A 418-nucleotide genomic window follows, 5' to 3' on the forward strand; every position below is an offset into this window, starting at 1 on the left:
TCGGGGTGACGGTCGGCGGTCGGCAGTACCGGTGCGAACTGTGCGGCTTCGAGAAGCGGCACGCGCTCGGCGAGAACGTCGCCAAGTACTGCGTGGCCGACGCCGGCGAAGACACGTTCTGATCGCGTCCCGCGTCCCCTCCCTCGCCCGGCCGGCTCTCTGCCGGCCGGGCTTCTCCGTGCCCCTCACGCCCCCGGTGCGCCGTGTCGCTCTCCGTCCTCAAGCTGCAATCCAGTTACACCCTCTCCGAATACATCGAATCAACCTCCCGGGCCTGCGTCGTCCTCGAAGGGCAGGACGAGGACGGTTGCTACGTCCGCCGGGAGTGCGGGGCCGACGACTTCGCCGGGGACGACCTGTTCCGCGAGGGGCTGGTCTGCCTGCGGACGGGGGCCGGGTCGATGTGGCGGCCGTGGGA

The 418-nt window shown here is 70.6% G+C and carries 1 protein-coding gene; it reads left to right on the forward strand.

Annotation, left to right across the window (positions count from 1 at the left end; genetic code table 11):
* Positions 1 to 203 precede the first annotated feature (203 nt).
* The coding region (locus ACG2DA_RS23080; RefSeq protein WP_395259013.1) for a hypothetical protein at positions 204 to 418 on the forward strand (215 nt) is incomplete at its 3' end.

Origin of the sequence: Alienimonas sp. DA493, from assembly GCF_043951915.1 — a bacterium.
Lineage (GTDB): Bacteria > Planctomycetota > Planctomycetia > Planctomycetales > Planctomycetaceae > Alienimonas.